Raw genomic sequence first — 25,048 nt, 5'->3', positions numbered from 1 at the left:
TGGGACGTCGGCGACCGCGAGTCGGCGGTGACCCGGGGCACCGGTGAGCCTAGCGCGTCGACGATGGGAGAATGCGCGGTATGACCGACCGGACCCCGCAGCCGCCTGCCCCCCAGCGACGCCGTGGGATGGGGTCGTGGCGCAGCATGATCTGGTCCTCCCTCATCGTCGTGGGCATCGTGCTGGTGTGGGTGGCGATGGTGGCCCGCCCCGACCAGCTGCCCGAGCGGACCGTGGACGCCCGGCAGCAGACCATGACCACCCAGCGCGAGCTCGGCCGTGACGTCGTCGAGGCCGTCGACCTGCCGCAGGAGTGGAACGCCACCCACGCCCAGCTGCGTGACGAGGGCAAGGACCGGGTCTGGCACGTCACCTACAGCACCCCGCAGGGCAAGCACCTGAGCCTCGACCAGCGGATCGTGGCCGCCGAGGGGGAGCGCGCCGGCATCGAGCCGTGGATCGACCTGAAGACGGGGGAGGCGCAGGAGGAGGGGACCCTGGAGGCCGACGGGCGCACCTGGCAGCTGACGCTGCGGCCTGACCCGGAGCGCCGCTCGGCGGTGCTGGCCGACGCGCCGGACGACACGGCCGTGGTCGTCAGCGGCGATGCCCCCGAGGAGGAGCTGCGCACCCTGGTGGAGGCGCTGCGCTTCGAGGGCAGCAGCGCCCCGGCCCCGGCGGGCGAGGGGTCGCCCTCAGCCGGCTGACGGACCGCCCTCGGCGCTCGACACGGTGCCTGCGGTGCCTGCGGTGCCCTGCCGTGACTCGACGCGCTCGGTGATGCGCTGCTGGGCGGCGTCCAGCCAGGAGGCGCAGTGGTCGGCCAAGGCCTCGCCGCGCTCCCACAGCTCCATGGACTCCTCCAGCGGGCGCTCGCCGCGCTCCAGGGTGGCCACGATGCCGACCAGCTCCTCGCGGGCCTGCTCGTAGCTCAGGCCCGCGACGTCGGTGTGGGCCGCCTTTGGGGCCTTCGCCGACTCGCCGGTGGTGTTTTGGTCCCCGGTGGCGGCCTGGCCCTCTGCGGCGTCCTCGGTCCCGGCGCTGTCAGGGGCCTCCTGCGTGTCGTCGGCCTCGGCCTCCGGGGTCTGCGGCTCGGTGGTCTCTGGGGCCTCGGTGGTCTCGTCACCGATGGGCTGCTCGGTCATGGGTGTCCTCTCTCGGGAGTCGGGGAGTCGGGGAGTCGGGGAATTCGGGGGAGTGGGGAGTCGGGTGGTTCGGGGAGTGGAAACAGGGCGCGGGGGTCTGGATGGATGGGGGCGCGCAGGAGGTGTCAGCCGCCCAGGACCCGGGTGGCGAAGTCGCCATCGGCCACGGTGACGCGGAGCAACTGGTCGGCCTCGACCTCGTCGCGGGAGGTCACCACGTGCCCGTCGGGGGTGCGCAGCACCGAGTACCCGCGCTCCAGGGTGCCCAGGGGGCTGAGGGCGCGCAGGTGGCCGCGGGTGGCGGTCACCCGTTGCTGCTCGCCGGTGAGTCGCCGGGCCTGCGCCCGCTCGCCGGCCTGGCGGGCCCGCTCGAGCTCGGCCCGGGGCCGGGTCACCATCACCGTCGGGTCGGCCATCACCGGCCGCTGCCGCACCGCCGTGAGGCCCTGCCGCTCCGCCGCCAGCCGGCCGGTCAGGGCGCGGCGCAGGCGCTCCCGGCCCTGGGTGATCCCCCGCTCCTCCGCGGCGGCGTCGGGCACCACCAGCTTGGCGGCGTCGGTGGGCGTGGAGGCACGGACGTCGGCCACGAGGTCCAGCAGCGGGGTGTCCACGTCGTGGCCGATGGCGCTCACGGTGGGCACCGGGCACGCCGCCACCGCCCGGATCATGGCCTCGTTGCTGAAGGGCAGCAGGTCCTCGAAGCTCCCCCCGCCGCGCGAGATGATGATGACGTCCACCTGCGGGGTGCGTTGCAGCTCCTCGACGGCGGCGATCACGGCCGTCACGGCTCCCGGACCCTGCACCACGACGTTCTGGATGACGAACTCGGTGGCCGGCCACCGCCGCCGGGCGTTCTCGACCACGTCCTTCTCCGCGGCCGAGTTGCGGCCGCACACCAGACCCACGCGGCGGGGGAGGAAGGGCAGGGCGCGCTTGCGCCCCGCATCGAACACGCCCTCGGCGGCCAGCTGCTTCTTGAGCTGCTCCACGCGGGCGAGCAGCTCGCCCACCCCCACGTGGCGGATGGCACGGCAGGACAGGCTGAGCGACCCGTTCTTGGTGTAGAAGCGCGGCTTGGCCTGCATGACCACGCGGGCGCCCTGCTGCAGCGGGGGCTGGACCCCGTCGACGACGCCCAGGGGCGCCATCACCCGCATCGAGAAGTCGGCGTCGGTGTCGCGCAGGGTCATCCAGACCCACCGTGCGCCCTCACGGCGGGAGATCTCGACCAGCTGGCCCTCCACCCACAGGGCGGACATGCGGTCCACGTACTCGTCGATCTTGCGGGCCAGGGTGCGCAGCGGCCACGGTGCCTCAGCGGTGGTCTGCGCTGCCTTCTGGGGCAGGGAGGTGCTGGGCTGGCTCATGCCGGAACTCTAGGCGCCCGGGGCCGCCCGGCCGGGGAGGGTCGCCCGAGGTGGTGGATGGGCGCCCGTTCAGGTTGGGCACCTAGAATCGAGGTGTGGATACCCAGACGACCCAAGAGACCAAGCGCGTCCTGCTGGCCGCCCCCCGCGGCTACTGCGCCGGCGTCGACCGGGCCGTCGTCACGGTCGAGAAGGCCCTCGAGCTGTACGGCGCACCGGTCTACGTCCGCAAGGAGATCGTGCATAACAAGCACGTGGTGGACACCCTGCGCCGCCGGGGTGCGGTGTTCGTGGAGGAGACCGACGAAGTGCCCGAGGGCGCCACGGTCATCTTCTCCGCCCACGGCGTGGCCCCGATCGTGCACGAGGAGGCCAAGGCTCGCAGCCTGAAGTCCATCGACGCGACCTGCCCGCTGGTCACCAAGGTGCACCGCGAGGCCGTGCGCTTCGCCGACGACGACTACGACATCCTGCTGATCGGCCACGAGGGGCACGAGGAAGTCGTCGGCACCGCCGGTGAGGCTCCCGAGCACGTGATCCTCGTGGACGGCCCCGAGGGTGTGAAGGACGTGGAGGTGCGCGACCCGGAGAAGGTCGTGTGGCTCTCGCAGACCACCCTGAGCGTGGACGAGACGATGGAGACCGTGCGTCTGCTGCGCGAGAAGTTCCCCTCCCTGCAGGACCCGCCGAGCGACGACATCTGCTACGCCACGCAGAACCGCCAGCTGGCCGTGAAGCAGATGGCCCCCGAGCTGGACCTGATGCTCGTGGTGGGCTCGCGCAACTCCTCGAACTCGGTCCGCCTCGTGGAGGTGGCGCTGGAGCACGGGGCACGGGACGGGTACCTGGTCGACTACGCCGCCGAGCTGCAGGACGAGTGGTTCGAGGGCGTGGAGACCGTCGGTGTCTCCTCGGGTGCCTCGGTGCCGGAGATCCTGGTGCGTGATGTGCTGGACGACCTCGCCGCCCGCGGCTACCTCGACGTGGACGTGTTCACCGCGGCCGAGGAGAAGATGCTCTTCCAGCTGCCCGGTGAGCTGCGCCGCGACCTGCGCGCCTCGGGGATGGACGACACCTCCACCGAGATCCGGCACGATGCGGGGGCTCTTCCATGAGCCTTTGAGCACCACGAGGGCCGGTAGCGGATATGTCCGCTGCCGGCCCTCTGGCGTGGTGGTCTACGGTAGTTGCCAAGCGCCACCGGGGGCGGCCTCAGGACACCGGGTCGCCCTGCACGGGACCCTCGGTGTTGGGCTTCCAGCCCAGGGCCGGGGCCACGTGCTGGGCGAAACTCTCCAGGATGTGCAGGTTGAGGTCCACCCCGGCCTGTGAGGGGATGGTCAACATGAGCGTGTCCGCTGCCTGCACCGCCGCATCGGCCTGGAGCTGCTCGATGAGCTCGTCCGGCTCCCCGGCGTAGGTCCGCCCGAAGGTCGACCGGTGGCCGTCGATGATGCCGATCTGGTCCCCGTCCTGGCCGCCGCGCACCCCGAACAGCATCTTGTCCTGCTGCGTGACGATGGGGAAGACGCTCCGGGAAACCGAGACCCGCGGGGTGTGCGTGTGCCCGGCCTCGCGGAACGCAGCGCGGTAGCGCTCGATCTGCTCGGCCTGCAGGTCACCGAAGGACGCGCCCGTGGCCTCGGTGAGCAGGGTGGAGCTCATGAGGTTCAGCCCCTGGCGGCCGGTGCTCTCCGCGGTCTCGCGGGAACCGGCGCCCCACCAGATGCGGCGCACGAGGTCCTCGGAGTGCGGCTCGACCCGCAGGCCCTGGCCCGGGCGCACCGGGGCGCCGTAGGGCTGCTCGGCTGCACGGGCCATGGGCTCGCCGGAGATGGCCTTGCGGAACAGCTCGAACTTGGCGCGAGCGATGTCTGCCCCGCGCGGGTCGGTGGACCCGGTGTACCCGAAGGCTTCCCATCCGCGGTCCGCCGGCTCGGGGCTGCCTCGGGAGACGCCCAGGGCCACGCGGCCGTCGGCCAAGAGGTCCAGCGCGGCTGCTTCCTCGGCGAGGTAGAGCGGGTTCTCGTAGCGCATGTCGCGGTTGTAACACTCGAGTGCCCAGTCCCCGGGCTGGCGATCTGTGATGCATCGGAGCAGCCTCCGGTAGCATCGGATGCATGATCACTTCAATAGCCTCAGCCGTGCTCTACGTCAGCGATCAGGACTCCACTCTGGAGTTCTACCGGGACATTCTCGGCTTCGATGTCGTCATGGATGCAGATATGGACGAAGGTTCGCGTTGGTTGGAGGTCAAGCCTTCCGATGCCCAAACATCCATCGTCCTCGCCTCGGCTGAGTCGTTCGGAAAACAGCCCGGTGAAGGCGCGTTCCTGACGTTCGCCGCCGACGATGTTGTGGCCACCGTTGAAGAACTGCGTGCTCGCGGCGCGACGACCTCCGACGTTACCCGCGAGCCCTGGGGCACATACGCAACGGTCGACGCTCCCGATGGCCACAAGCTCCAGTTCAACGAGCGCCCCCAGAACTAACTGTCCTTCCAGGTACCCACCAGGCCGGCGACCCACCGGACAGACACGAAGAGGGCGTAGCCAACTCCTGCAGTGCCGAGGATCACGACCAGGCTCCGGCCGATGTGATGCCATGGTCCGATGCCGTTCTCCAGGACCCAGCCCCAGCCCGAGACGAGCCCGGCGACGGACATCCACATGCCGAGGATCACGGCGGCGACCGGCAGGAGGACTAGGCACATCGAAGCGGCTGCCGACCAGAGCTGACGGGCCTCCAGCTTCGCCGTCGCCTGCATGATCCGCTCAGCGCGCTCGTTCGAGGCGTCGAGGTTCGCCGTCATCGTCGCCGAGGCCTGCCCGGCGACCTTCTCGACGGCCTTCTCGACCCGCTCGTCGGTGCGCTTCTCGATCCGCTGCACGGCACCGCCGACCCTGCTCACCAGCGCCCTGTTCTCGTCGGCCTGCGCCTTCAGCTTCTCAACCGCCGAGGCCGTAGCCGCGTGACTCTTCTGCGTCTCGTTGATCAAGCTCTGCGAGGCGCTCTGCAGCCGCTTCCCGTCGAGACACTGCACGAACTCGCCGAGCGTGCTCTCGATCTCGCTCAGCCTGCTGGCGACGCTCTCGATCTGCGACGACGTGCTGACGGACGGCTGCGAGGTCGACGCCCGGTCGTTGCGCTTGCTCATCTCCTCGTCCATGACCTTCACGAACCCCGCGAGCTTCTTCTGCTGCTCGGCCAGCCGGTCGAGCCGCGCGTTCTGCGCCTCGACGGCGGCGAGGATCGAGGTCAACGCCTCCATCGTCTCCGGACTGCCGAGCTGCTGCGGCGATCCGCTCTGCACGTTCTGCTGCTTCAGCCTGTCGAGCGCTGCGCTCATGGTCCTGCTCCTTCTGCTGCTGGTGGTAGTCGAAGAACGCCTGCGCGCCCTCCGGTGTGAAGTCCGCCGAGAGGGCGCTCGTGCGCTTGCGGCGCTCGGCGCGACCGGACTCGCCACGGCGGTCCTCGATGTAGAGCGTCCACGTCTCCTTGCCGACGTTCTTTCCCTTCTTGCTGACGGCGGCGTGCAGCCGCATTCGCGGCACCCGCTCCCCGTCGTGGTGCTGCTGGTTCTGCTCCTCGATCACCGATTCCAGACCGGCCTTGTCCACCGCGCGGGAATCGGCCAGTGCGGCGCTCATCCGGTCGCCCATCTCGCGGTCCAGCGACCCTTCGGCGAAGTCCTCGCGGCGCAGCTCCCAGTCCTGCGGCGCGCGTTCCAGCTGCTTCACGACCGAGAGCCCGTGCTCGCGCATCAGCTCGTCGTTCGCCGACTGCACGCCGCGCTGATTCCCGGCCTTGCGGTCGTGGAACGTGCGGTAGTCGCTGAGTGCTTTCTCCGTCTCGTTGTCGTGGTTGATGACCAAGACATGGTTGTGTGCCTTGCCGCCCCGCCCATCGGTGTGAGTGACAACGAGGCAGTCGGATCGAGGGTGCATCTTCTTCGCAAGCATGTAGCCCAAGTCATTGACCCGCTGCACGTCTTCCGGGTTCTTCGGGTCGAACTCCTCATCGCTGAACGACTGGCGGTAGTGCAGGGCCTCGACGTCGCGCTTCATGTTCTGCGTGAGCGCGCGAGCACGCGCCGAGAACGCGCCGGGGCCTCCCGGAACATCGCACGTGATCGCGACCCCGCGCTCGTCCTCCTTGCCCCGGATGTAGCGCTCGGTGTCTGCGGCGCTCGTGCTCGGGCTGTAGTGCGTGGTGCTCATGACGCCGCCCGATCACCGAGCAGCGCCCGGACCTCGCGCAGCAGCTCGATCAGCTCGGGCACCTCCGCCGACAGCGCCACGGCCTCCCCGGCCCGCGCGCGGCGGTCCAGGTCGTTGACGTTGATCGCCAGCGGGCGCACCTGCCCGGCCAGCTCGCGGGCGTCCGCCGAGGCCTGGACGCGGGACTCGACGCCGAGCAGGTGCGCGGCCACGGCGGCATCCAACTCCTCGCTCCGGGAGGCGTGCAGGGCATCGCGCACGACGGCCCGCACCCACGTGCTCGGAGCCAGCCCGAGCCGCTCCGCACGAGTGCGAAGCGCCCCGAGCGTGGCGTCATCGAAGCGGGTATCGAGCCGCCCGCCGCTGCCACGACGACGCTTCGCGCCGCCGTGACTCTGCCGCACAGCCTCCGCATCAGCCCGACCGGTGTTCACCTGGGAGTCGGCCTGCTGCTCCACCTGTACGCCAGAGTGGCAAGCAGTAGCCGTGTCGGACATTTCGCTGACGCTCATGTCCTCCCCGGCTGCTTGCGAGGGGCCTCCGGCCCCCTCGACCCCCTGGGAGAGCGGATACTGATGGGTGCTCATGCGGCACCTCCCGCGACCAGTGCCAGCGGCACATCGGGGCTGCGCACCGCGAGCCCGCTCAACAGCTCGACGACGGCGCTGTCGGCGTCGTGCTCCACGGAGCTCTCCGGGCCGTAGGTGAGCTCGCGCGACGGAGCCACCTGCTGGTGGTAGGCGTTGCCGTTGACGCCCGGGGTGTGCGCGGAAGCCGGGAGGCTGCACTGATGCCACTCGTAGGGCTCGATCTTCCCGATGTGCTGCACGAGGTAGCGGTTGATGTCGTCGGCCCGGAATACCTTCACCACCGACGCCAGGCGACGGATGAACTGGTCCAGTGCCTCGTCCACATTGCCCTTCTGGCGTGCGTAGAAGAAGAATTCGACCGGCTCGATGGTGGCCGTGATGACGATCAGCCGCGGAGCCACCTCGCCCTTGTTCTTGTAGCGCGCCTTCGCGGGCGAGGCGTTGTACGGATCGAGCAGCAGCAACCAGTCGTTCGCGTCCATTGCCGAAGCCCGCAGATCGTCCAGCAGCAGCACCTCCTCGCCCCGCCAGTCATCGAGAGGGTTCCCCGTCGCGGCCCGGTAGACCTGCCACCGCTCGCCGTGGGTGTTCGTCGCGTCGATCGCCGACGTGATGAAGTCCGTGGCGAACCGCGTCTTGCCGATCCCGGCGTCCCCGTGGACGAACACGACATGCGTCGAGAAGGCACCGGCGCGGAGCTTCGCCGCCGCCCGGTACGCGCGGCGCTGGCCGTAGGCCGAAAGGGCGTCGTCGATCTCCCGCTGGTGTCGCGAGTAGATGTCGAACAGCTCGTCGGTGAGCATGATCTGGTCGCGAGTGATCTCGCCCTGGAGCACCCGCTCGCGCATGTCCTCGAAGTTCTCGGCGACGACCTTCTTCTTCACGTGGGCGCGGCCCTTGAGCCACGTCTCGCGGCGCTGCGCGTCGATGCCGAGGTAGTCCGGCCCGCGCACCGTGGCGACCTCAGACGGCGCGTACTGGTGCTTGTCGGCGTACTTCACGTGCGTCAGATACGACAGCATGTTGTCGAAGGCGTACCGTCCGCGACCCGGCTTCTCGACGTACTGGGGCTCGACGCCGATGCCGAACGCGAGCCGATCCAGCGGAGCGCTCTTCGCACGACTTGCGAACTTGATCACCGCGTGCAAGTGATCCGGCTTCGGCTCGACCACGAGGGCTTTCTCCGTGTCGCTCCAGACCTCGCGCTCGTCCTTGTCGTGCACGATGCCGTAGGCCTCGGTGACCTCGCAGCCGATAGCCTCGAGCCGCTGCACCACGTAAGCGAGGATCGGTCCGGCCCCCTGCTGGAGCAGCGCAGCCCCGTTCGGATCCTCGGCGGCCCAGGTCCAGTACGACGGATCGAGGTACTGCGTGAGCCCGATGCTGGTCGGGTTGTTCTCCTGCTTAGCCACGGCGACCACCCTCGTCGCGGGCGGCGCGGAGGCCCCCAGAGGAAGTGCGGCGCCTAAATGACCCCCTATTGACCCCCAAATGAGGCACCAAATGATCCCGTGGGGCGACGCGACGGAGCGGGGGTGGAACCGGCTGCTGACCAGGCATGCTGTCGCAAGGCGCGGCAATCGACAAGCCCTTGCCGCGCCCGTAGGAACGAATGAGGCTCCCGAAACTCTTGGAGTGCGAAGCACGGCTGCGGACCGTCATCACGACGACGGGCAGCCCGCCTTCGGCGGGTGCCAGGCCAGGCCCTCCGGGCGGGGTCAGGTCGGCGGGGACGATGGTGATGGTGCGGTCGGCGGTGCTCATCGGGCACCGCCCTTGCGGTAGCGCTTGATCGCGGCCTGGTGCGTGACGCCGAGGGCATCGCCGATCTTGGCCCAGGTCACCCCATCGGCGCGGGCATCGGCGACGGCGATCTCGACGGCCTCCTCCAGCACGGAGCGGAGCACTCCAAGGTCGTAGACACGGGCCTCGGAGTCGGTGAGGGAGGGGTCGCCCAGACGCCAGCGGAACGCGTTGACGTGATCGAAAGCAGCGGAGTTGGCGCTCATCAGCGATCACCGCCCATCACGGCGGCGACGGCGGCGCGCTGGCGCGGGGTCAGTGGCGTGAGTGCCAGGCGCTCACCGGCCCGGCGACCGGCGGCACGGGCGGCGGCGATGACGGGATCGAACCCATCAGCCTGCGAAACGGGGGTCGGGTCCTGGTCGAGCCCAGGATGGTCCAGCGCAAATGCGCGGGGAGCGTCGATAACGACAGACATCGGAAGTCCTCAAACATGAGTGTGCTTCCGGTTCCCCGCCACGGTAGTTGGGCTGTTTGACCGGCTACTCATCCGGGAGCAGAACCCCGCGCTTCGAAGTCGCGGCCCCGGTGGGATCTTCTTGTCTGCAACCATTCTCTCATGACTCGACTCACCATTGCAATGTCGAGTCGACTCATGAGTCAGTTGCGACGAGGCTCTATCCGAATGAGATCGGGGTCGAACTTCACGTGACCAGGAACGATGGGCTCGATGGTCACCGTCACCAGCTCGTCCACGAGCATCCGGCGACGGTCCACGTCCAACTCCTTCCACTTCGACTCGACCACCTCGCGGCGCTCCGCGGTGCCGACCGACTCGTCAATGTCCTCGAGCAGCTTCGCCGCCACCGACACCGAGCGGTCGAGCAGCTCCGCGTCGATCTCGTCGATGCGAGCTTTCACGTCGTTGATTGCCGCGGTGATCTCCAGCACGGGCTGGTGAATGTCGCGCAGCAGCGGGCTCAGCTCCTTGACGCGCTCGACCAGGGCGTTCCGCTCAGTCAGCAGCTCTTCGCGGTCCGGCCCAGCGTCTTCCTGCGGCATCACAAGGTCGTGCACGTCCACCGAGGACAGGCGAGTGAGCACCGCCTCGGTGACCATCGCATCGAGGGGCTCCCGTTGGCGGGTGAGGTGGAAATGCTCGCCGCAACGGTACGTCGGCTGCTTGCGGCTGTTCGTCCCCGAGACAAGCGTCGCGCCGCACTTCCCGCACAGCCCGATCGTGGAGAGGAGGTACTTCGGCTGGTTGCCCTGCCTCGCCGACCTCCGCACGTTGTCCTCCAGCTTCGCCACCGCGGCCCGCCATGTCTGCTCGCCGACGATGGGCGGGAACGCCTCGCCCTGGACCGGGTACAGCTCGCCTGACGCGTAGTGCTTGATGTAGCCGGCGTAGAGCGGGTTGGCCAGGAGGTAGCGCACCGCGTCAACGGAGAATTCGGAGCCGCGGGCCGTGAGATGGCCGGCTGCGTTCAAGTCCTCGCGGATGCGTCGGATCGACAGCGACGGCTCGCCAAGGAACGCATCGAACGCCCGCTGGATGGCCTCGGCCTCCTCGGGGATCAACTCGCCATCTCGCGTCCAGCCGAACGCTTTCCAGGCCGACGTGGGAATGCCTTCTGCGCGGCGGCGCTCATTCGACCTGATCTGGCGCTCGGCCTTGCGCCGGGCCTCGAACCGTGCGAGGGCGGCGAGCATCGTCGCCCGGAACTCGCCGTCCGCCGTCGAGAGGTCGATCTCGCCGTCCACCGTGACGACCCGCAGGCCGAGGTCGATCAACGTGTTGAGGTCCTTGGTGCTGCGCAGGAGGCGGTCCATGTCCACGGCGACGACCATTGAGAACCGGCCCGCTCGGGCGTCCTCCAGCATCTCGGCCCACCGGGTACCAGCGCGGCGCTTCTTCGTCGCCGACACGGCGTTGTCCTCGTAGACCTCGACCACGTTCCAGTCCTTGGCCTCGGCCAGAGCCCTGATCTTGCGCAGCTGGGTATCGACGGTCCACCGATCGCCCTTGCGGTCCATTGAGGCGCGAACGTATGCCGCGACCTCATTCGTCTTCCTCAGCGATACCAGTTGAACCATGCAACCAAGCTTACGCGAACGGGTGTTGTAACCGCGACATGCGCTAAGCGCACTCGCTGAGATACGTTCGGACCTCCCTAATCTTGGCAGCCTTCGACGTGCTCGCGAACTTGAACACGTGACTGAAGTGCATTCGGACTGACTCAGAATCTACGAAGCCATCACAGGAAGCGAGTCGGCCGTGCGTGATGATCGTATTGACTTCGAGGTAGTTGGGCATGCTGCCCGGGCACGCGAAGTCGGCCGGGACAACGTCACTGGCGGCCTCTCGACCGGCGACTGTCCAGGTCACGTCATCGGTCAACCATGCGGTCATGGCCTCGGCGTCGCTCTTCGCCCAGTTAGTGACGAACTCTCCGACTATGGCGATTCTCGGCGCATTCCCGCAGTCCGTGGGAAGAACGATTTTCATATGCTCAACTGTCCTTCATTTGTGGTGACCGGCAATGCAACCTCACATCGCGGCACCGAGTCTTGACTATCTGGCGTGTAGATTTCTCGCGGCGGTCCCGCATGGGCGAAACCGAGTTGACGAGCACGCATCTGGACCGCTTCGAACGCCGCGAGAATCCTGGGGAACTGCACATCCTCGGAAACGACGCGAGTGAACAGCTGCAAATGCTTGCGTTCCACTCGATGGGCACGCTCCGCGTCGCGGAGCGGCACACAGACCTCGATGGGCCCGTCGGACTCCCAGCCGACTTGGCCGTGGTAGATCACGACGAGCCCACCGATTGCACCGCCGCGTCCGTCCGCGAGCTGCAGGAGTTTCGCTGCACTGGAGCGAATGACATCAGGCAGCTCGCGAGCGGACGTGTGCCGGGTCGATGTCAGAACCGCGCTGTCTGGAACGGTTCGCAGCGATACCTCAAACCGGGAGGATCCAGGCTGGCCGTGTCCGTCCAACGAGCCCTCTGCGACCGCGTGCTCGATGAAGCGAGCCAGGGATTGGCGACGTGCGTGCCGCTCCGCTTCGGCTTCCCGATAACGCGTTACGAAGGCTGATCTTTCATCTTCAGGCAGTCCCAGCAGCTCCCTGATCTGGTCAAGGGGCATGTCGATGCGCCGGAGCATGGTGACGAGACGGGCGACTTCGATCTGAGAGTGGCTGTACTTCCGATAGCCATTGAACGGATCGACCGCATCGGGCGAGAGAAGACCGTTCCGGTCGTAGAGCCGGAGCGCCTTCGGCGACAGCCATGTGGCCGCCGCGAACTCCCCAATCGTCATCAGATCAGCCATGCCCCTCCTCAAGAGCCCAGTCTATCGAAGGCTCTGCGCGCTCAGACGGTCTTGAACAGCAGATCGGTGGCCCACTTGGAGCGGTCCGGCTCTTCTGCGGGATCGGTGAGGAAGTGCTCCGCGTGGCCGGTCCACAGTCCACCGTTGTCGTCTTCGAGGACGTCGAGGCGATGCCCGTTGGCCTCGGCCCATTTCTTGACCTCGCTGTGCGCCGCCGGGATGGCATCGGGCGCGCCGACATGACGGCCGACGACGTAGGTGCCTGCCGGGAGGGCACCGAGAACGAGACCGTCTGTCGGCTTGACCGGTCCGGCGATCGGCACCGCGACGGTGAGGTCAACCGTGTCATCACTGTTTCCGATGTGACGGTAGACGTAGAGAGGCCCGCCAAGCGGCGCAACCTGGTGCTCGCCCAGCCACTGATAGATCCGCGGGATCGCCTCGTTCGGCCCGCCGGGCGCGCCGAATTCCGAGAATCGGGCGCTGATGGGAACGCCGATGTAGTGAACAGTCTGCCGCTCTTCGGCTGCGATGTTGAGTGCCATTTCAGATCACGTCCTCTTTCCGTATTGCCGGTGGCGTTGTGACCACCTGCAAACCACTTGACGCCTTCCCCCAGGGGCAAGGTCAAGCGTCCTCGGTCTGAGGCTTCACCGGACCAGCTACCACGATGGCAGGGTCGAGTCGTCCGCGGCAGCGCCTGCCTTCGAGCATTACAACCCCCATATGCGCTAGCGCATGTCGATCACGCCGGTGCCCACCTCGATCCGCCGCGTGCGCGCTGCGGCCGCGGCCAGCAGGGGGAAGGGAGCGGCGGACTGGGGGGCGAAGTGGTGTACGCGGAAGGAGGCGTTGTTCACGCCCAGCTCATCCGCGCCGACGGCGATGTCGACCGCGTCGTGCAACATCTGCCGGGCACTCAGTCCGCCGCGTGAGGGGTCGCCGCCGTAGTGGCCAAAACTCAGGAATCCGAATGCCTTCATGCCCCCCAGCCTAAACATGTGACGCATCACCCAGTCCCGATGGGGGGTGGGATCTCGCGGCCGGAGGGGTTGTGCGGTGGAGAGGTCCGGGTGGCCGTGACGTCGGTCGTCTTATTCGTTCGGGCGGTCAGTTCGGGCGGTCAATTCGGGCGCCGTCAGCGGGCGCGCTGCGGCGGTGACCCCCGGCGCGTGCGGCAGCTCCTCACCCGGGAGCCCGAGGTCGGTGAACCGCCGGGCGCTGACCAGGACCCGCGACTCGAGGCCGCCCACCAGCTGGTTGTAGCTCTCGACGGTGCGGGTGAGCTGGCGGCCCATCTGGTCCAGGTGCCCGGCGGTGGTGGCCAGCCGTTCGTGGAGCTGGCGGCCGAGCAGCAGCACCTCCTCGGCGTTGCGCTCGACGGTGTCGTGCTGCCAGGTGAGCGCCACGGTGCGCAGCAGCGCCATCGTGGTGGCCGGCGAGGCGAGCACAACCTCCTTGGCCAGGGCGTCGTCGTAGAGCGCCGGGTCGGCCTGCAGCGCGGCGGCCAGGGTGGCGTCGGTGGGGACGAAGCAGACCACGAACTGGGGGGTGCGGCGGAACGCGCTCCAGTAGGCCTTCCCGGACAGGGTGTCGACGTGCTGGCGCAGGGCCTTGGCGTGCTGGGTGAGCAGCCCGGGCCGGTCGGCCTCGTCGACCTCCTGGGCGGTGAGGAAGGCGGTCATCGGGGCCTTGGCGTCCAGCACCACGACCCGGTCGTCAGGGAGGTTCACCACCATGTCGGGGCGCACCTCGCGGTCGTGGTCGCTCACCGCGCGGACCTGCTCGTCGAAGTCCACCCGGGCGAGCATCCCCGCGTGCTCGACCAGCCGCCGCAGCTGGGTCTCCCCCCAGGTGCCGCGCACCCCGCTGGAGGCCAGCGACCCGGCCAGGGAGGTGGTCGCTGCGTCGAGGCGTTCGGTGGAGGCGGCCACGTGTCGCAGCCGCTCGCCGACCTCCCCGAACTGCTCCACCCGGTCGCGCTCCAGGGCGGTGACCTGCCGCTCCATCCGTTCCAGGCTGCGCTGCACCGGCGTGACGGCCTCCAGGACGCGGGCGCTGGAGGCGGCCTCGGCCTCGCGCTCCTGCAGGCTCGTCTCCGCCCGCTCGGCCCGCTCCTGCAGGGACCGCGAACGCTCCCGCAGGACAGCCAGCTGGGTGGATCCTCGCGCGCCCCGGGCCCACCAGCCGAGCAGCGTCCCGAGGGCCAGCAGGGCCAGGGCGCAGACGAGCAGCACGGGCAGGAGGGTGGTGGGGTCCTCTGACATGCGCGCAGCATCGCAGCCACTACCGACAGCCACGGCCCCGGCTCCGGGCCGGGAGGAGGGAGCAGCCCCGGGACGAGTGCCGGAGGTGTCACGTGCCCTCGGCTCCCCACCGGGGGCGAGGCCCCGCTAGCGTTTGACCTGTCAGTGCAGCAGCTCACCCGGCAGGAGAGGTATCGCGCATGAGCACGGAACGGTTCGGACCTTGGGCGGCGGTGTTCCGCGGCAGGGGGGCGGTGCCCGGGTGTGCCGAGACAGTCGCGGCCATCCTGGAGCCGCTGGGCGTGTGGTGCCACTACGTCGGGCCCGGCGAGGAGATGAGCCTGGGGGAGGCACTGGCCAAGGGTCCGCTGGTGCTGGCCCACCCCGGCGGGGGCACGGTCCAGGACGAGTGGGAGCGGATCGGCCCCGATGTCGACCTCGTCGCCCCCTACGTGGCCGGCGGGGGCGGGTACCTCGGCTTCTGCCTCGGCGCCTACCTCGCCGGGCAGGGGCCGGGCTACGGGATCATCCGTGGCGGTGGCGACACCGACCAGTGGTTCCGGCGGCCCGGGGCCGACGTGACGCACGGTGACCCTGCCACGACGACGATCCAGTGGCGGGGCCAGTGGCGCGAGGTGTTCGTCCAGGACGCGCCGGTCCTGCTCGTCGACGAGCAGGACCCCTGGATCCGGGTCCTCGCCCGCTACGTCAACGGCGACGTGGCGGCGACCCTCTCCCGGTGGGAACGGGGGTGGGTCGGTCTGACGGGCCCGCACCCGGAGGCGACCGTCGACTGGTACACCGACGCCGGTCTCGAGCCCCCGCAGAACTCCACCCGGGACCTGGCCATGGACCTGGCCACCGCGGTGACGGGTCTCGTCGGACGGTGACCCGACGCCTCCGCGTGGAGGTGCTCTGGACACCGGTGGGGGCCGACCCCCATGCCCGACGGGAGGCCGGCTGGAGGCTGCGTGACCTCCTGCTGGCCCGTCGCCTGGGGGTGCCGCAGGCCCGGCTCCCGGCGCCGGTGCGCTCCTGCGAGTGGTGCGGTGGTCCCCACGGGCGCCCTCGCCTCCCCGGTGGCGCCGTCCAGTTCAGCACCTCCCGCGCCCCGGACGGTCAGGGTGGCTGGGTCGTCGCGGTGGCCGCGACCGACGCGAGGTGGTGGGGTCGGGTGCCGGCCATCGGCCTGGACCTCGTCGGACCGTGCGGGGACGTGCCCCGGCCGGCGGACGTGTTCAGCCCACGTGAGCTGGAGTCAGGCCCGGCAACGGGGCTCGCCGGGGTGCGGAGGGCGTTCGCCCGCAAGGAGTCGGTGCTCAAGGCGGCCGGCTGCGGGCTGGCGGTCCCCCTGTCCGCGGTGACCGTGACCGGTGCCCGTGGCGGGTCGGGCGAGTGGGTGGCACGCCTGCCGCGGGTGCCCTCCCTGCGGGGGCAGGACGTCGCCGTGGGCTCCTGTGTCGGTGCGGTGGCCGTGCTGGGCAGCCGGTGGGGCCGCCGCCCGCGGGTGGCGGCCGAGGTCCGGCGGCACGACCTCTGCTGAGGTCACCGGTCTGCGGTCACGGGGCCGGTCGTCGCCGGGTCACAGCACCGGCTGCCGGTTCTCCGGGGAGGGGCGATGCGCAGCTCGCCGTCGAAGTCCTCCACCACCCAGCGGTCCCCGTCGGGGACCACGCGCAGCTTGAGGCGTCGGTTGATGTCTCGCTCCACGAGGGACTTCTCCCAGGTGAGGCCGGCCCGGGTCACGAGGGTGAACCTCAGCTCGTAGGCCTCCCCGTCCACGGGGCGCACCGTGCCCGCGGTGATCCACGAGCGGTGGTGGACGGGCTCCATGCGGCGGGCGTGGAACTTCGCCGGCCACTCGTGGAAGCGCAGGAGGTTCACCGTGTCGCGGGCCTCCCGGTCGCCGGCCAGGTCGGCGTCGACGAACTCCTGCCAGGCCTCGGCGGTCTCAGGGGTCATCCGCTCGGTCACCGGTGTGGTGAGGGCCTCCTCCCGGGAGGGGCGGTCGGGGTCGAGGAGGTCCTCCTCGGTGGCGTTGTCCAGGGCCCAGCCGGTGATCTGGTCCCAGGCCTCCTCCGCCTCCTCGGTCTCGCTGTCGTCCAGGGACTCGGCGATCCGCGGCGGATCGACGTAGCGCTCGGGCAGCACCTCCGAGCGCGACTGCGGGGTGCAGGCGGACAGCCCCAGGCTGGCTGCGAGCAGGACCCCCGTCAGTCGCGTCGCCGAGGATCGGCCCGATCGTCCTGCGAGTGCGTTCAGCGGCACGTGCATTTCCCCCCTCATGCCACGGCGCCCGCCCGGTCCGACAGGGCGCCTCGGGGGCATGATGCCGGGCAGCGAGAAGCGCTGCACCGGATGCCGTCTCCGCCGCGACCTCGTGGCCGGACGGCAGACTGTGCCCTCGTGACCGCACCCTCCTCCGCGCCGACCCCGGGGCCTTCCGCCGCCTCGGCCCCGGCCGGGCGCGACTACCTCCAGCTGGTCCTCGTCCTCGGCGCGCTCACCGCGCTGGGGCCGCTGACGATCGACACCTACCTGCCGGCGCTCCCGGCCATCCAGGACGAGCTGCTCACCACGCAGGCGGCGGTCCAGCTGACCCTCTCGGGCACCCTGCTGGGGATGGGACTGGGCCAGCTCGTGAACGGCCCGGCCTCCGACGCCTTCGGTCGGCGGCGACCGCTGCTGGTGGGGCTGGCCCTCCACGTGGTGGCCTCCCTGCTCTGTGCCACGGCCACCTCGGTGACGGTGCTCGCCGCGGCCCGGTTGCTCCAGGGGCTGGCGACCTCCGCGGTGTCGGTGACCGCGATGGCGATGGTGCGGGACCACTTCGCCGGCCGGGCGGCGGCGCGCACGATGAGCCACCTGGCCCTGGTCAACGGTGCGGCACCGGTCCTGGCCCCGACCCTGGGCGGGCTGATCCTCACCCGCACCGACTGGCGCGGGGTGTTCCTCGTGCTCGGCGGGATCGCCCTGGTGCAGCTCCTGCTGGCCGCCCTCTTCCTCCGCGAGAGCCTGCCCCCGCAGCGGCGTCGCTCGCTGCGCCCCGCGGCGCTCCTGGGCACCTACCGGGGGATCCTCTCCGACCCGGACTTCCTCCTCCTGGCCGCCACCGCGGGGCTGATGTTCGCCGCCATGTTCAGCTACATCTCGGGGGCGAGCTTCGTGCTGCAGGGTGGCTTCGGCCTCAGCGAGCAGCAGTTCGGGCTGGCCTTCGGCGCCAACGCGGTGGGGCTGGTGGTCCTGGCGCAGGTCAACGGGCGGGCCGTGCAGCGCTGGCACCCGCTGCGGCTCCTCACCACCGGCATCACGATGGGCGTGACCGGGGCGCTGGGGGTCGTGCTCTGCGCGCTGCTCGGCATCGGTGGTCTGTGGGGCGTGGTCGTGCCGCTCTTCGTGGCGGTCTCGGCCGGCGGGCTGAGTTTCCCCAACGGGCCGGCGCTGGCCCTGACCCGGCACGGGGAGGCGGCCGGCTCGGCTACGGCGGTGCTCGGGGCGCTGCAGTTCAGCATCAGCGGGGTGACCACCCCGCTGGCCGGGCTTCTGCCGGGGGAGGGGGCGCTCCCGATGGGGCTGGCGATGCTGGCGTGCACCTCGGCGGCCGCGGTGTGCGTGACCGTCCTCTGGCGGCGCGGGCGCGTGCTGGCGGACTGAGGGCTCGTCCGGCCACGTAGACTCCGCGCTCGTGGCACTCACCATCGGAATCGTCGGTCTCCCCAACGTCGGCAAGTCGACCATGTTCAACGCGCTGACCAAGAACAACGTGCTCGCCGCGAACTACCCGTTCGCGACGATCGAGCCGAACGTGGGCGTGGTCCCGCTGCCGGACGAGCGGCTGGCGCGGCTGGCCGAGATCTTCGGTTCGGAGAAGATCCTGCCGGCGACGGTGAGCTTCGTGGACATCGCCGGCATCGTGCGCGGCGCCTCCGAGGGGGAGGGGCTGGGCAACAAGTTCCTCGCCAACATCCGCGAGGCCGACGCGATCTGCCAGGTGGTCCGCGCCTTCGTGGACACCGACGTGCACCACGTCGACGGTCGCGTCGACCCGGCGGGTGACCTCGAGACGATCAACACCGAGCTGGTGCTCGCCGACCTGCAGACCCTCGAGAACGCGATCCCGCGCCTCGAGAAGGAGGTCAAGGGCAAGAAGATCGAGAAGTCGGTGCTCGACACCGCCGTCAAGGCCCGCGGTGTGCTGGAGGAGGGCCATACGCTCTTCGCCCGTGGTGAGGCCGCCGGAGTCGACATGGAGGAGGCCGCGCAGCTGGGTCTGCTCACCACCAAGCCGTTCATCTACGTGATCAACGTGGACGAGGACCAGGTGACCGACGACGCGTTCAAGGCGCGCATGAGCGAGCTGGTGGCCCCGGCGGACGCGATCTTCCTCAACGCGCAGCTGGAGTCCGAGCTGGCCGAGCTGGACGAGGCCGAGGCCGCGGAGCTGCTGGAGAGCGTCGGCATCGACGAGCCGGGGCTGCACCAGCTGGCGCGCAAGGGATTCCACACCCTGGGGCTGCAGACCTACCTGACGGCCGGGCCCAAGGAGACGCGCGCCTGGACGATCCACAAGGGCTGGACCGCCCCGAAGGCTGCCGGCGTGATCCACACGGACTTCGAGAAGGGCTTCATCAAGGCTGAGGTGGTGAGCTTCGAGGACCTGGACGAGCTGGGCTCGATGAACGCCGCCAAGGAGGCCGGCAAGGTCCGCATGGAGGGCAAGGAGTACGTCATGGCCGACGGCGACGTGGTGGAGTTCCGGTTCAACGTCTAGTTGTGATGTCCAGCCAGGTTGTTGAGCCTGGTGACGGGTGGGGCTCCGATCGCGGAGTGGACCCGGTGGTGATTGTAGAAGTGGATCCACCCTGGTAGGGCGTCGCGTCGTTCGGTCTCACTGGTGTAGAGCCGGGCGTAGGCCCAGCCGTCGGCCAGGGTGCGGTGGAAGCGTTCGATGCTCCTATGTTTGTCAAGCGGCCGTTGTCAGGGGTACTGGCGAAGGGGGTTCGGATGCCTGACGGGGCAGGTTGGCGTAGATCTCTCGGGCGATGTAGCGCTTGAGGCATCGGATGATCTCTCGCTTGCTGAGGCCCTCGGCTGTCCGTCGTTGGACGTAGTCGATGGTGGGTTGGTGTCGCCGCATCCTGACCAGGGCGACGATGTAAAGGGCGCTGTTTGCAGCGCGGTCACCTCCTCGGCTGAGGCGGTGCCTGCCTGTGGTGCGGCCGCTGCTTGCCGGCTGTGGAGCGACACCGCAGAGCTTGGCGAACGCGGCCTCGCTGTGGATGCGGTTGTTGTTGTCGCCGACGGTGACCAGGAACTGGCCGGCGACCTCGGCCCCGACACCGTGTAAGGCCACCAGCTCGGGCGCTGCTTGACGGACCAGGCCATCGATCTGGCGGTTCAGGGCTGCGATCTCCTCGTCCAGGCTCCTCCACCGCCGGGCTAAGTCACGCAGGGCTGTCTTGGTGCCCGCGAGCAGGAGACGGTCCGGGCGGCTTGCCAGGCTCAACAGGTCTGTGGTTTCGGGACGCAGCGCCAAACAGCGCTTGATCAGCGTGCGCTTGCTCAAGGCGGTGAGCTCGTCCCGCAGCACCGACGGCGAACCGATGATGAGGCCCCACAATGTGTTGAACGTCTGCGTCTTGGCCTTGACGGCGCTGGTCCGCGTAACCCGCAGGGCCCGGATGACCTCGACGGCGCCGTTCTTGCTCTTCGGAATCGCGGTTGAAGCCTGGCTCAGGACAGCCCGGGCGACCTGTTCCGCGTCGAGCCGGTCGGACTTTCCGTCGCGACGCCTGACCGTCACGTTGAGACTGTTGGCCTCGACGACGTGCACCTTCTTGCCGGTCAGGAACCGTGCCAAGCTCGCACCGAAACTCCCGGTGCTCTCGACGCCGACGGCCTCCAGAGGACCGTGCTCGAGGAACCAATCCAACATCGCGTGGTAGCCGCGCTCGTTGGCCGGGAACTCCTGATGTGCCAGAAGGTGGCCTCGGGCATCGACCAGGGCCGCGTAATGAGTGGCCTTGTGGGTATCGACACCCCCGACGTTGCCCATGACATCGGTCGCGAAGGTCGGGGACGGGACGGTAGTGAGGGTCATCAGGGTCCTGTTGGGCTTGTCAAGGTTTCTGTGTAAGCGGGGGTGTTCACAGGTAGGGGTTGATTCGGTCGGGGTAGGCCGCTGCGAGTTGGGCCAGTGCCTGTTTCCAGTTGGTGACGACCTGGCCCTGGACGAGGCGGCCCTTGGCCTTGCGTTCGGCCGCCGGCTTGCCCTTCTCACGGGCTCGTTCAGCGGCTCGTCGGTCCTCGATGTTGCAGATCGCCAGCCACAGCAGCTTGACCGCGGCGTCGGTCGAGGGGAAGTGCCCGCGGGACTTGGTGACCTTCCGCAGCTGATAGTTCAACGACTCGATGGAGTTCGTCGTGTAGATCACCCGCCGCAGCATCGGCGGGAAGGCCAGGAACGGGACGAACCGCTCCCACGCTGCCTGCCAGGTCGCGACCGCCGAGGGGTACTTCCGGCCCATCTCGCTGGCCGCGAAGTCCTCCAACGCGGCTCTGGCGGCCTGCTCGGTGGCGGCGGTGTAGATCGGCTTGAGCTCCTTGGCGACCTTCTTGCGGTCGGTGTACGACACGAACCGTGTGGACGCGCGGATCAGGTGGACCACGCAGGTCTGGACCATCGAGTCCGGCCAGGTCGCCTCGATCGCCTCTGGCAGCCCCTTGAGCCCGTCGCAGCACACGATCAGCACGTCGGACACGCCACGGTTGGCCAGGTCGGCGCACACGTGAGCCCAGAACGCCGATCCCTCGGTGTCCTGGACCCAGATCCCCAGGACGTGCTTGACACCCTCCAGATCGACACCGACCGCGAGATAGGCCGCCCGGTTGAGCACCTGGTGGTCCTGGCGGATCTTGACCCGGATCGCGTCCAGGTAGAGCACCGGGTAGAACTCCTCCAACGGCCGGACCTGCCAGGCCAGCACCTCCTGGGCGACCGCGTCGGTGATCTTGCTGATCGTCTCGTGGGACAGCTCGGTGCCGATCGTGCCAGCCAGGTGGTGCTGGATCTCCCGGATCGTCATGCCCCCGGCGTAGAGGCTGATGATCATGTCGTCCAACCCGCCCAGCCGACGCTGACCCTTGGGGACCAGGCGGGGAGTGAACGACCCGTCCCGGTCCCGGGGGACGTCCAACTCGATCGATCCCACCTCTGAGGCGACCGTCTTCGGGGTGGACCCGTTGCGCGAGTTGCTGTGCGCTGAAGCGTCCACCGAGCCCTTCTCGTAGCCCAGGTGACTGCTGAGCTCGGCCTGCAACCCACGCTCCAGGGCAGCCTTCACCAACGCCGGGACGAAACCACCATCCCCGGTCAGCTCAACCTGCCCGGCATCGATCTGCGCGAACAAGCCGTCCAACTGCCCCGAAGCCTTCAACTCCTCCACCAAGTCCTGCCCCGAGGGCTGGGCACCAGCCCGCTGCTCCTTGTCAGTCATGGTCATGATCCTTCACCGTTCCTCTCAGTACGGCTTACACAGACCATCTGACAGGCCCTTCCTGTTCAGTGGGCAGCAGGGTGTGGGAGCACGCCGACCTAGCGGACGACAGGTCTGTGACGGGACCGCGAGGCAAGCTCCTATCAGGTCAGTTCCGTCGGGTCGGCGAGCACCAGGGTGCTGGACCGCAGCTGACCGACAAATCGAACGCAGGACACCACGGTCATACCTTCGCCGGGGTCAGGCCAGCACGGTCCAGCACCACCAGCGATACTCACAGATCTTCCCGTTGGTCTGCGGCCGATACGGGCGGGTCCGTCTGGGGGTGATCCCCAGGTCGGCGCAGGCCTGGCTCCAGGCGCCGGACCTGTAGGCCGAACCGTTGTCCGACAGCACCCGCTCGACCGTGACGCCACGGTCGGCGAACCACGCGACGGCCCGGCGCAGCACACCGATCGCGGTTTCCTTGCGTTCATCGGCGTGCACCTCGACGTAGGCGACCCGGGAGTGGTCATCGATCACGGTGTGCAGGTGCCCCACGCCCAGTCGTGGCTGGTGCCGGTGGTCGCGGGTGCCTTCCCGGTCCGACGTCGCCGCACGGTGCTTCAGGCCCCGCTGCCGGCCGACGAAGCGGTGCCCACCCCCGTCAGGGATCCGTCCGAACTTCGTGACGTCGACGTGGATCAGCGACCCGGGGTAGGGGTGCTCGTACCGGCGGACTGGTTCACCGGTGACCCGGTCGATGCGGGCCAGCCGGTTCAGCCGGCAGCGCACGAGCACGGCATGGACCGTGGAGGCTGGCATGCCCAGCTCGCCGGCGATCTGTACCGGGCCGAGCCGGCGTCGCCACCTGGCCTTCACGATCTTCTTCACCACTGCTGGTGGTGTCTTGGTCGGCATCACGTGGGGCCGGCTGGTGCGATCTGTCATCCCGGCCGGTCCCTCGTCCCGGTACCGGGCAGCCCATTTGCGGGCCGTGGGTGGTGAGACCAGGAACATCTTGGCTGCCACGGCCACCGGCCACCCCTCTTCGACGATGAGCTTGGCCAGCCGCATCCGAGCGCGTGGAGTCAGAGCGGCGTTAGCGTGGGACATGAAGGCCTCCTGGGTGCGCGAAGCGGTTCTTAGACAGCTCCACTCTCGCAACAGGAGGCCTTCACCTATCAGCGAGTCCCGCAACAACCTCCCTGGACATCACATCTAGTCGATTCTGACCCAGACGTGCTGGCTGGGAGGGGCAGGCCCAGCCGGCCTGGGTTCACGCTGGGTCTTCGCCCTGCGTGCCCCGGCGGGTGATCATCCGGTCGATGTGGCCGATGTGTTCATCGATGCGATCTGCGGGAATGCGCGCAGATGCCTGGAGTGTGGCCAGGCCGTGACAGCAGGCCCACAGGAGCTCGGCTGCGGCTACCGCGTCGCCGATGTGAGGCGCTTGTCGAGCCACGTGCTCCGTGAGCGCGTTGAACGCACCGGTGAGTTCAGGCGGAGTCTCGTTGTCCGCAAAGGGTAGTGGCGTGGGGTTCGTGAACATGGCGTCGTATAGGCGCGGGTGCTCGCGCACGAAGCCGAGATAGGTGTGGCACACCGCTTCGAGGCCAGGGCGTTCGCCAATTCCGGCGTCGAGAGTGCGGACGCGTTTCTCGAGGTCGGGACTGCTGTAGGTTTGGTTGACACTTCGGGTGTGGTGTTTCAGGCCGCGTGAGCGGGCCAGTAGATGGTCTCAAACTCGATCGGGGTGGTCTTGCCCAGAGCCCGTTGCCGGCGTCTGCGGTGGTAGGTCCGCTCGATCCAGGTGACGATGGCCAGCCGGAGCTGCTCCCGGGTGGCCCAGCGGCGGCTGTTCAGGACGTTCTTCTGCACCAGGGCGAAGAAGGACTCCATCGCGGCGTTGTCCGCGCTGGAAGCCACCCGACCCATGGACCCGGTCAGGCCATGCCGGTGCAGCGCGCAGAGGTACGTGCGCGACCGGAACTGGCTGCCCCGGTCGGCGTGGACCACGCACCCGGCGGTGGTGTCGCGGCCCCGGCGGGCGATGGCCATCTCCAGGGCGTCGACGGCCAGCTGGGAGGTCATCCGGTCATTGATGGAGTACCCCACGATCCGCCGTGACCAGACGTCCTTCACGGCGCACAGGTACAACTTCCCCTCGGCCGTGGGGTGCTCGGTGATGTCGGTCAACCACAACCGATTCGGGGCCTCGGCGGTGAAATCGCGCTGGACGAGGTCGTCGTGGACCGGTGGGCCGGGCTTCTTCCATCGTCCCCGGGTACGGGAGTGCGCGGAGACGATCTGCCCCTGGTGGCAGATCTTCCACACGCGCCGCTCAGACAGGGCATGACCGGCGTCCGCGAGTTCATCAGCGATGAATCGATACCCCAGTGCGGGGTCCTCGGCGTGGATCTCGTACGCGGCGTTCATCGCGTAGGCATCCACCAGGTCCCGGTCGCTGACCGGGTGGGCGCACCAGGCGTAGAACGCCTGCGGGGAGAACTTCAGCACCCGGCAGGTCACCGTGACGGGGATCCCGTCAGCGGCAAGGTCACGGACCAGCGGGTAGGTCACTTTGGGGACTGGCCCAGCTTCAGGTTCGCCTGTGACAGGTACGCCGCTGCTCGGCGCAGGACCTCGTTCTCCTGCTCCAGCAACCGGTTACGGCGCTTCAGGGCACGCACCTCCTCGGACTCGGCCACCGTCACGCCCGGACGGGCGCCGTCCTCGACGTCGGCCTGGCGGAGCCAGTTGCGCAGGGTTGATTCCGAGATCCCGAAGTCTTTCGCCGTCTGCGCGATCGACGCCTCGCCACGACGGGCGACACCGATCACGTCGTCACGGAACTCCTTGGGGAGAGGTGCAGGCATGGTGACATCCTTCCAGCAGGGACCCAGTCCCCACAGATCAGGTA

Annotated in this window: 26 protein-coding genes and 3 pseudogenes; 7 read left to right on the top strand and 22 right to left on the bottom strand. The window is 69.0% G+C overall.

Annotated elements, in window-relative coordinates:
- Positions 1 to 80: 80 nt before the first annotated feature.
- Positions 81 to 707: a DUF4245 domain-containing protein gene (locus KSED_RS10005; protein ID WP_015779976.1), complete on the top strand. Its 627-nt coding sequence runs from the start codon at positions 81 to 83 to the stop codon at positions 705 to 707.
- Here the strand turns inward: KSED_RS10005 and KSED_RS15675 are convergent.
- Complete coding sequence (locus KSED_RS15675) at positions 696 to 1,145, bottom strand: exodeoxyribonuclease VII small subunit (RefSeq protein ID WP_015779975.1); 450 nt, start codon at positions 1,143 to 1,145, stop codon at positions 696 to 698. The genes KSED_RS10005 and KSED_RS15675 overlap by 12 nt on opposite strands.
- A 125-nt stretch (positions 1,146 to 1,270) precedes the next feature.
- Positions 1,271 to 2,512: an exodeoxyribonuclease VII large subunit gene (gene xseA, locus KSED_RS09995; RefSeq protein ID WP_015779974.1), complete on the bottom strand. Its 1,242-nt coding sequence runs from the start codon at positions 2,510 to 2,512 to the stop codon at positions 1,271 to 1,273.
- 95 nt (positions 2,513 to 2,607) lie between these two features.
- Between xseA and KSED_RS09990 the strand changes: the two genes are divergently transcribed.
- Positions 2,608 to 3,627: a 4-hydroxy-3-methylbut-2-enyl diphosphate reductase gene (locus KSED_RS09990; RefSeq protein WP_015779973.1), complete on the top strand. Its 1,020-nt coding sequence runs from the start codon at positions 2,608 to 2,610 to the stop codon at positions 3,625 to 3,627.
- Positions 3,628 to 3,724: 97 nt separating this feature from the next.
- Here KSED_RS09990 and KSED_RS09985 read toward each other — a convergent pair whose 3' ends face one another.
- Positions 3,725 to 4,549 (bottom strand): LLM class flavin-dependent oxidoreductase, encoded by an 825-nt coding sequence (locus KSED_RS09985; RefSeq protein WP_015779972.1) that lies wholly within the window; start codon positions 4,547 to 4,549, stop codon positions 3,725 to 3,727.
- 107 nt (positions 4,550 to 4,656) lie between these two features.
- Here KSED_RS09985 and KSED_RS09980 point away from each other — a divergent pair, with 107 nt between their 5' ends.
- Entirely contained in the window at positions 4,657 to 5,004 is a 348-nt protein-coding gene (locus KSED_RS09980; RefSeq protein WP_237699526.1) for a VOC family protein, read from the top strand.
- Here KSED_RS09980 and KSED_RS14245 read toward each other — a convergent pair.
- The 12 genes from KSED_RS14245 to KSED_RS09925 form a co-directional block, all read right to left on the bottom strand.
- Positions 5,001 to 5,510 carry a hypothetical protein gene (locus tag KSED_RS14245; RefSeq protein ID WP_172465376.1) on the bottom strand — a complete coding sequence of 170 codons (510 nt, stop codon included), beginning with the start codon at positions 5,508 to 5,510 and terminating at the stop codon, positions 5,001 to 5,003. The two genes, KSED_RS09980 and KSED_RS14245, sit on opposite strands and share 4 nt — an antisense overlap.
- On the bottom strand, positions 5,461 to 6,732 hold the full coding sequence (locus tag KSED_RS14240) for a relaxase/mobilization nuclease domain-containing protein (RefSeq protein WP_081439834.1): 1,272 nt from the start codon (positions 6,730 to 6,732) through the stop codon (positions 5,461 to 5,463). Before KSED_RS14240 ends, KSED_RS14245 begins: the two co-directional genes overlap by 50 nt.
- Positions 6,729 to 7,319: a hypothetical protein gene (locus KSED_RS09970; protein ID WP_041290928.1), complete on the bottom strand. Its 591-nt coding sequence runs from the start codon at positions 7,317 to 7,319 to the stop codon at positions 6,729 to 6,731. Before KSED_RS09970 ends, KSED_RS14240 begins: the two co-directional genes overlap by 4 nt.
- On the bottom strand, positions 7,316 to 8,743 hold the full coding sequence (locus tag KSED_RS09965) for a Rep family protein (RefSeq protein ID WP_041290927.1): 1,428 nt from the start codon (positions 8,741 to 8,743) through the stop codon (positions 7,316 to 7,318). Before KSED_RS09965 ends, KSED_RS09970 begins: the two co-directional genes overlap by 4 nt.
- A gap of 339 nt (positions 8,744 to 9,082) precedes the next feature.
- On the bottom strand, positions 9,083 to 9,331 hold the full coding sequence (locus KSED_RS09960; RefSeq protein WP_015779967.1) for a hypothetical protein: 249 nt from the start codon (positions 9,329 to 9,331) through the stop codon (positions 9,083 to 9,085).
- Positions 9,331 to 9,543: a hypothetical protein gene (locus tag KSED_RS09955; RefSeq protein WP_015779966.1), complete on the bottom strand. Its 213-nt coding sequence runs from the start codon at positions 9,541 to 9,543 to the stop codon at positions 9,331 to 9,333. Before KSED_RS09955 ends, KSED_RS09960 begins: the two co-directional genes overlap by 1 nt.
- 182 nt (positions 9,544 to 9,725) lie before the next feature.
- Positions 9,726 to 11,162 carry a recombinase family protein gene (locus tag KSED_RS09950; RefSeq protein ID WP_041290926.1) on the bottom strand — a complete coding sequence of 479 codons (1,437 nt, stop codon included), beginning with the start codon at positions 11,160 to 11,162 and terminating at the stop codon, positions 9,726 to 9,728.
- Positions 11,163 to 11,205: 43 nt separating this feature from the next.
- Positions 11,206 to 11,574, bottom strand: coding sequence for a nuclear transport factor 2 family protein (locus tag KSED_RS09945; protein ID WP_015779964.1), 369 nt, complete (start codon positions 11,572 to 11,574; stop codon positions 11,206 to 11,208).
- A complete protein-coding gene (locus tag KSED_RS09940) occupies positions 11,571 to 12,404 on the bottom strand; it encodes a MerR family transcriptional regulator (protein ID WP_015779963.1) in 834 nt (277 codons plus the stop codon). Before KSED_RS09940 ends, KSED_RS09945 begins: the two co-directional genes overlap by 4 nt.
- Positions 12,405 to 12,445: 41 nt before the next feature.
- Positions 12,446 to 12,949: a GyrI-like domain-containing protein gene (locus KSED_RS09935; protein ID WP_015779962.1), complete on the bottom strand. Its 504-nt coding sequence runs from the start codon at positions 12,947 to 12,949 to the stop codon at positions 12,446 to 12,448.
- Positions 12,950 to 13,135: 186 nt separating this feature from the next.
- Complete coding sequence (locus KSED_RS09930) at positions 13,136 to 13,387, bottom strand: LLM class flavin-dependent oxidoreductase (RefSeq protein ID WP_081439832.1); 252 nt, start codon at positions 13,385 to 13,387, stop codon at positions 13,136 to 13,138.
- 111 nt (positions 13,388 to 13,498) lie between these two features.
- Positions 13,499 to 14,671, bottom strand: a complete 1,173-nt coding sequence (locus KSED_RS09925) for a DNA recombination protein RmuC (protein WP_015779960.1) — start codon at positions 14,669 to 14,671, stop codon at positions 13,499 to 13,501.
- A gap of 179 nt (positions 14,672 to 14,850) precedes the next feature.
- Between KSED_RS09925 and KSED_RS14945 the strand changes: the two genes are divergently transcribed.
- Both KSED_RS14945 and KSED_RS13790 read left to right on the top strand, forming a co-directional pair.
- A complete protein-coding gene (locus tag KSED_RS14945; protein WP_015779959.1) occupies positions 14,851 to 15,540 on the top strand; it encodes a hypothetical protein in 690 nt (229 codons plus the stop codon).
- Positions 15,537 to 16,193 (top strand): 4'-phosphopantetheinyl transferase family protein, encoded by a 657-nt coding sequence (locus KSED_RS13790; protein ID WP_015779958.1) that lies wholly within the window; start codon positions 15,537 to 15,539, stop codon positions 16,191 to 16,193. The genes KSED_RS14945 and KSED_RS13790 overlap by 4 nt, the downstream gene beginning before the upstream one ends.
- Positions 16,194 to 16,195: 2 nt before the next feature.
- Here the strand turns inward: KSED_RS13790 and KSED_RS09910 are convergent, their stop codons facing one another.
- A complete protein-coding gene (locus KSED_RS09910) occupies positions 16,196 to 16,924 on the bottom strand; it encodes a hypothetical protein (protein WP_015779957.1) in 729 nt (242 codons plus the stop codon).
- A gap of 132 nt (positions 16,925 to 17,056) precedes the next feature.
- On the opposite strand from KSED_RS09910, the gene KSED_RS09905 reads away from it, so the two are divergent.
- Together KSED_RS09905 and ychF are read left to right on the top strand one after the other, a co-directional pair.
- Positions 17,057 to 18,304 (top strand): multidrug effflux MFS transporter, encoded by a 1,248-nt coding sequence (locus tag KSED_RS09905; RefSeq protein WP_015779956.1) that lies wholly within the window; start codon positions 17,057 to 17,059, stop codon positions 18,302 to 18,304.
- 31 nt (positions 18,305 to 18,335) lie between these two features.
- Entirely contained in the window at positions 18,336 to 19,421 is a 1,086-nt protein-coding gene (gene ychF / locus KSED_RS09900; RefSeq protein WP_015779955.1) for a redox-regulated ATPase YchF, read from the top strand.
- Here the strand turns inward: ychF and KSED_RS14230 are convergent.
- From KSED_RS14230 to KSED_RS09875, 6 genes and pseudogenes are all read right to left on the bottom strand, one after another.
- Positions 19,418 to 19,600: pseudogene (locus tag KSED_RS14230) on the bottom strand (integrase core domain-containing protein); the annotation flags it as partial. The gene ychF and the pseudogene KSED_RS14230 sit on opposite strands and share 4 nt — an antisense overlap.
- A 13-nt stretch (positions 19,601 to 19,613) precedes the next feature.
- Entirely contained in the window at positions 19,614 to 20,750 is a 1,137-nt protein-coding gene (locus KSED_RS09895) for an IS110 family RNA-guided transposase (protein WP_015779954.1), read from the bottom strand.
- A gap of 46 nt (positions 20,751 to 20,796) precedes the next feature.
- Positions 20,797 to 22,152 carry an IS256 family transposase gene (locus KSED_RS09890; protein WP_373419159.1) on the bottom strand — a complete coding sequence of 452 codons (1,356 nt, stop codon included), beginning with the start codon at positions 22,150 to 22,152 and terminating at the stop codon, positions 20,797 to 20,799.
- A gap of 273 nt (positions 22,153 to 22,425) precedes the next feature.
- Positions 22,426 to 23,241 (bottom strand): annotated as a pseudogene (locus KSED_RS09885) (IS481 family transposase); the annotation flags it as partial.
- Positions 23,242 to 23,404: 163 nt separating this feature from the next.
- Entirely contained in the window at positions 23,405 to 23,731 is a 327-nt protein-coding gene (locus KSED_RS09880; RefSeq protein ID WP_015779953.1) for a TetR-like C-terminal domain-containing protein, read from the bottom strand.
- A gap of 104 nt (positions 23,732 to 23,835) precedes the next feature.
- Positions 23,836 to 25,004: pseudogene (locus tag KSED_RS09875) on the bottom strand (IS3 family transposase).
- Positions 25,005 to 25,048 lie beyond the last annotated feature (44 nt).

The sequence above is a fragment of the Kytococcus sedentarius DSM 20547 genome (assembly GCF_000023925.1).
In the GTDB taxonomy this organism is placed as follows: Bacteria; Actinomycetota; Actinomycetes; order Actinomycetales; family Dermatophilaceae; genus Kytococcus; species Kytococcus sedentarius.
The sequence above is the reverse complement of the archived record's forward strand: the minus strand, read 5'-3'. Positions and strand labels throughout refer to the sequence as shown.

What these genes read in the sequence shown, in the direction of transcription:
- KSED_RS10005 (WP_015779976.1), top strand. Translation starts at nt 81, where the DNA reads ATGACCGACCGGACCCCGCAGCCGCCTGCCCCCCAGCGACGCCGTGGG.
- KSED_RS15675 (WP_015779975.1), bottom strand. Translation starts at nt 1,145, where the DNA reads ATGACCGAGCAGCCCATCGGTGACGAGACCACCGAGGCCCCAGAGACC.
- xseA (WP_015779974.1), bottom strand. Translation starts at nt 2,512, where the DNA reads ATGAGCCAGCCCAGCACCTCCCTGCCCCAGAAGGCAGCGCAGACCACC.
- KSED_RS09985 (WP_015779972.1), bottom strand. Translation starts at nt 4,549, where the DNA reads ATGCGCTACGAGAACCCGCTCTACCTCGCCGAGGAAGCAGCCGCGCTG.
- KSED_RS14240 (WP_081439834.1), bottom strand. Translation starts at nt 6,732, where the DNA reads ATGAGCACCACGCACTACAGCCCGAGCACGAGCGCCGCAGACACCGAG.
- KSED_RS09970 (WP_041290928.1), bottom strand. Translation starts at nt 7,319, where the DNA reads ATGAGCACCCATCAGTATCCGCTCTCCCAGGGGGTCGAGGGGGCCGGA.
- KSED_RS09960 (WP_015779967.1), bottom strand. Translation starts at nt 9,331, where the DNA reads ATGAGCGCCAACTCCGCTGCTTTCGATCACGTCAACGCGTTCCGCTGG.
- KSED_RS09955 (WP_015779966.1), bottom strand. Translation starts at nt 9,543, where the DNA reads ATGTCTGTCGTTATCGACGCTCCCCGCGCATTTGCGCTGGACCATCCT.
- KSED_RS09950 (WP_041290926.1), bottom strand. Translation starts at nt 11,162, where the DNA reads ATGGTTCAACTGGTATCGCTGAGGAAGACGAATGAGGTCGCGGCATAC.
- KSED_RS09945 (WP_015779964.1), bottom strand. Translation starts at nt 11,574, where the DNA reads ATGAAAATCGTTCTTCCCACGGACTGCGGGAATGCGCCGAGAATCGCC.
- KSED_RS09940 (WP_015779963.1), bottom strand. Translation starts at nt 12,404, where the DNA reads ATGGCTGATCTGATGACGATTGGGGAGTTCGCGGCGGCCACATGGCTG.
- KSED_RS09935 (WP_015779962.1), bottom strand. Translation starts at nt 12,949, where the DNA reads ATGGCACTCAACATCGCAGCCGAAGAGCGGCAGACTGTTCACTACATC.
- KSED_RS09930 (WP_081439832.1), bottom strand. Translation starts at nt 13,387, where the DNA reads ATGAAGGCATTCGGATTCCTGAGTTTTGGCCACTACGGCGGCGACCCC.
- KSED_RS09925 (WP_015779960.1), bottom strand. Translation starts at nt 14,671, where the DNA reads ATGTCAGAGGACCCCACCACCCTCCTGCCCGTGCTGCTCGTCTGCGCC.
- KSED_RS14945 (WP_015779959.1), top strand. Translation starts at nt 14,851, where the DNA reads ATGAGCACGGAACGGTTCGGACCTTGGGCGGCGGTGTTCCGCGGCAGG.
- KSED_RS09910 (WP_015779957.1), bottom strand. Translation starts at nt 16,924, where the DNA reads ATGCACGTGCCGCTGAACGCACTCGCAGGACGATCGGGCCGATCCTCG.
- KSED_RS09895 (WP_015779954.1), bottom strand. Translation starts at nt 20,750, where the DNA reads ATGACCCTCACTACCGTCCCGTCCCCGACCTTCGCGACCGATGTCATG.
- KSED_RS09890 (WP_373419159.1), bottom strand. Translation starts at nt 22,152, where the DNA reads ATGACCATGACTGACAAGGAGCAGCGGGCTGGTGCCCAGCCCTCGGGG.